The 3,923-nt window shown below is 59.4% G+C and carries 5 protein-coding genes; 4 read left to right on the top strand and 1 reads right to left on the bottom strand.

Annotated features, from left to right (window positions below; translation table 11 throughout):
* Positions 1-81: 81 nt before the first annotated feature.
* The 4 genes from WB402_RS10755 to WB402_RS10740 all read left to right on the top strand — a co-directional run bounded on the left by WB402_RS10755 (position 82) and on the right by WB402_RS10740 (position 2,585).
* Positions 82-354 (top strand): hypothetical protein, encoded by a 273-nt coding sequence (locus WB402_RS10755; RefSeq protein WP_424207716.1) that lies wholly within the window; start codon positions 82-84, stop codon positions 352-354.
* Between the two features lie 69 nt (positions 355-423).
* Positions 424-1,293, top strand: coding sequence for a DUF692 domain-containing protein (locus WB402_RS10750; RefSeq protein ID WP_424207714.1), 870 nt, complete (start codon positions 424-426; stop codon positions 1,291-1,293).
* Positions 1,290-2,078 carry a DNA-binding domain-containing protein gene (locus tag WB402_RS10745; RefSeq protein ID WP_424207712.1) on the top strand — a complete coding sequence of 263 codons (789 nt, stop codon included), beginning with the start codon at positions 1,290-1,292 and terminating at the stop codon, positions 2,076-2,078. The genes WB402_RS10750 and WB402_RS10745 overlap by 4 nt, the downstream gene beginning before the upstream one ends.
* 15 nt (positions 2,079-2,093) lie before the next feature.
* The gene (locus tag WB402_RS10740; protein WP_424207710.1) at positions 2,094-2,585 is read left to right on the top strand and encodes a disulfide bond formation protein B; all 492 of its coding nucleotides are present in this window, start codon (positions 2,094-2,096) and stop codon (positions 2,583-2,585) included.
* 48 nt (positions 2,586-2,633) lie between these two features.
* Here WB402_RS10740 and WB402_RS10735 read toward each other — a convergent pair whose 3' ends face one another.
* On the bottom strand, positions 2,634-3,671 hold the full coding sequence (locus WB402_RS10735; RefSeq protein ID WP_424207708.1) for a thioredoxin family protein: 1,038 nt from the start codon (positions 3,669-3,671) through the stop codon (positions 2,634-2,636).
* Positions 3,672-3,923: the final 252 nt, after the last annotated feature.

Here is a 3,923-nt window from a genome sequence, read left to right as displayed (position 1 = left end):
TACTGAGGCCCTTTATTTGGATTTTCCGGACGTAACTAAACTAAACCATCATTAAACGAAACAACGGAGACAATGATCATGATGACTGCCAAGAAACTCACCGGCCTTGCCCTGGCCACCGCCGCCGCCGGACTGTTCGCCACCGCGGGCATCGCCCCGGTCATGGCCGCGGACATGGGCGAAGCCAAGGTTCATTGCGACGGCGTGAATTCCTGCAAGGGCCAGTCGGCCTGCCAGACCGCCCACAACGCCTGCAAGGGACAGAACAGCTGCAAGGGCAAGGGCTGGACGTACATGTCCAAAGCTGAATGCGACGCGGCCAAGACCAAAATGAAGGACACGCAAAAGAAGTAACGCTCTCCACGTCTCTCAAGCCGAATACGCCGGGCGCGGTAAAATGCGCCCGGCTTTTTCTTCCCGACGATGCCGAACACAGCTCCGCACACTGAACGCCCTTACCTCGGTTTTGGCCTGGGGCTGCGTCCCGCGCATTACGAAACCATTTTGAACGAATCCCCGGCGGTGGATTGGTTCGAAATCATTTCCGAAAATTATCTGGTCCCCGGCGGCAAGCCGATTCACTATCTCGAACGCATCCGCGCGCGTTACCCGCTGGTGATGCACGGCGTATCGCTCTCCATCGGATCGCATGATCCGCTCGACCGGGAATATCTCCGTCAGCTCAAGGCGCTGGCCGACCGGATCGAACCCGCGTGGCTGTCCGATCACCTGTGCTGGACGGGCGTGGGCGGCATCAACGCCCACGACCTGCTGCCCCTGCCCTACACCGAAGAGGCGATCAACCATGTGGTCGCGCGCCTCAGCGAGGTGCAGGATTTTCTGGGCCGCCGGATACTGCTCGAGAATGTTTCGAGCTACGTTACCTACCCGGAATCGGATATGACCGAATGGGAATTCCTGCGCGAGATCGTCGAACGGGCCGACTGCCGGATCCTGCTCGATATCAACAATATCTACGTCAGCAGCTTCAATCACGACTTCGACCCGCGCACCTACCTCGACGCTATCCCGGTCGAGCGGGTGTGGCAGTTTCATCTCGCCGGACACCGCAACCACGGCGATTATATCGTCGACACCCATGACGAGCCGGTGATCGATCCGGTGTGGGAGCTTTACGCACAGGCGGTGCACCGTTTCGGGCGCGTCTCGACCATGATTGAGCGTGACGACAACATCCCGCCGCTGGCCGAACTGATCGCCGAACTCGACCGCGCCCGCCGGATCGCGGGATCCCCCGCGCGCCTGTCCGCGATGGCGACTGCCTTGGCATGAGCCCGCTTAAAAGCCTGCAGGCCGATTTCAAGTCGTTTTTGCTGCGCGGCGACGAACGCATGCTGGACCGCGTGGTTGGCAGCGCGAAAGTCAGCGCGCCCAGGCGCCTGGCCATTTATTACGACGCCTATCGCCTGCGACTGATCGAAGCGCTCGACAGCAACTATCCGGTCCTGCATGCCTGGATGGGAGACGACGAATTTGAACAGCTCGGGTTGGCGTATCTCGAAATCCATCCCTCCACGCACTTTTCCATCCGCTACTTCGGCGATCGTCTGTCTGACTACCTGGCATCGGCCGAAACGTACCGCGACCAGCCTTATCTGGCTGAAATGGCGGCGCTGGAATGGGACATGTCGGAGGCCTTCGATGCCCCGGACAGTTCCATCGTGGGCCTCGATGCCATGGCGTCCATTCCTCCGGAGGCCTGGCCGGAGATGCGACTGGCGTTACATGCTTCCGTGCACCGCCTGGACCTGCGCTGGAATGTTCCGGCCATCTGGAAGGCGATCAAGGAAGATCAGGCGCCCGAGGAACCCAGAGCCGGTGAATGGCCGGAGCCGTGGCTGGTCTGGCGCCAGGATCTCAAGATTTTTTTCCGCTCGCTGTCCGTGGACGAGGCCTGGGCAATGGATGCCGCGCGTGCGTACGAACCGTTCGCGTCGATTTGCGAAGGTTTAGTCGAATGGATCGACGCCCAGAACGTCGCGTTGCATGCGGCGGGGCTGTTGAAACGGTGGATGATCGACGGCATGATCGTTAATATTGTTCCGGGCAACGAGTAACGCTGATATAACAACATGTCGCAACGCGTGATTTTTCTGGGCGGTGTCGCGATCTGCGCCGGCCTGATGGCGGCAGCGCTTTATTTTCAATACGTCGACCATCTGGAGCCCTGCCCGTTGTGCATCCTGCAGCGGCTGGCCGTCATCGGCTTGGGACTGATCCTGCTGGCCGGCGGACTGCACAATCCCGGCAAGTGGGGCCGGCGTCTCTACGGTACACTCACCGTATTCGCTGCCGCGGCCGGGGCCGGCATCGCCGGCCGACACGTGTGGATCCAGCATCTGCCGTTTGACCAGCAGCCCGGCTGCAGCTACGAATTCAACTACATGCTGGAAAACTTTCCGCTCGCAAAAACCCTGAAGCTGGTGCTGGAAGGCACCGGCGATTGCGCCAAAGTCACCTGGACTTTTCTCGATCTCAGCATGCCGGCCTGGACGCTTATTTTTTTCATCGGCTTCGTCGCACTGGGGCTGACGCTGGTTTTTACGTCCCTGGGCAAGCGCTGAAACTGCGGGGAGGGATTCATCCCGCCCGTGGGTGCGTAGCAGGATCAATTATTTCCAGATATCCACCACCACGCCCCGCTCGCGCATGGCATCGGCACGCTCGCGGATAAAACGCTGCAGGCTCGGCTGCCTTTTGTAAGCCCCCGAGGCGACATAGTCCAGCACCGACTGGACATGAAAACCTTTCATGAAGGCCTCGATCCGGATCACCTCCTTCCCGGCATCGAACATCACTACGTTCGGCAGGTACACGATATTGAGTTCGTCCGCCCATTGACGCGCCGTGGTCCGGCGCCCCTCTGGCGTCACCACCGGCGTGTCGCTCCAGCGGTCCAGCTGGATCACATGAAAGCGTCTTATCTGTTCCAGCGTGTCTGGATCGGCCAGCATCTCACTGTGCATCCAGTCACAGCCAGCGCAATCCTTCTGCTCAAAAAACACAGCAAGCGGATTCCCCGACGTCATCTTGCTCAAGTCGTGAGGTGGCTTGGCAAAAAACGGTTCCGGATGCAGGGCGCCTTTCGCCGGTGGCGGGGCAAGCTTGGCAAGGTATGCACGGAACGTTAATTGATCTTCCTGTTTTTCCGCCACGTATTGCAGCGCCGCGAGAAACTGGTGCGGCGGGTAATAACCGTTGATGCGCAACACCGTCTCGCCCTTTTCACCGATCAGCAGAATTGTCGGCGTGAACCACACCTGCAGATTCGCAGCGAACTCTTTCTCTGACAGCTTGCGGCCGGCAAAGTCGGTCACCTCCCGGTTTCCCCAGATATTGAATTCAATCGCATCGAAGTGTCGGCGAGTGTAATCCACGATGTGCGACTGACTGAAATTGGTGTTGAACAGCGCGGCGCAGTACGGACAGCCGTCCTGACCGAAGTAGAGCAGCAAGCGCTTGCCTTCCCGTGATGCTTCGACAACGTCCTCCGGCAGATCGAGAAACGAGTGCTTGAACCAGCCGGGAATCACGAACTGGCCGGCGCCGCGAAATTCAGCCTTTTCCGCCACCGATACCGTCATGCCCATCAGCCCCAGGAATCCCCCCAGAACCAGTGCTGTCATGGATGTCGCATGCACCCGCTTCATGTCTGTGCCCCTTGGCTGATGATTGTGCATGGCTTCCCGCGAATGGCCAAACTCCGGTACCGCCTCTTCCCGTGGGGGCCGATGGTTTCTGGTCCACTCATCGTTCCTGGAAAGGCCGGCAGTCTCTTCACTGACAATCATTACAAGGATATGACGCAGATCGGGTAGAATTCGTTCCAACCACGCTTTGACGCCGCCAAGCCGATGCGCCCGAAACATTACGGAAAACCCCCCGCCCGCCAGAGCGACTGG

The sequence above is a fragment of the Sulfuricaulis sp. genome, from assembly GCF_049587675.1.
Taxonomy (GTDB): domain Bacteria; phylum Pseudomonadota; class Gammaproteobacteria; order Acidiferrobacterales; family Sulfurifustaceae; genus Sulfuricaulis.
Note: the sequence above shows the minus strand (reverse complement) of the source record. Positions and strands in the feature narration are given on the sequence as shown.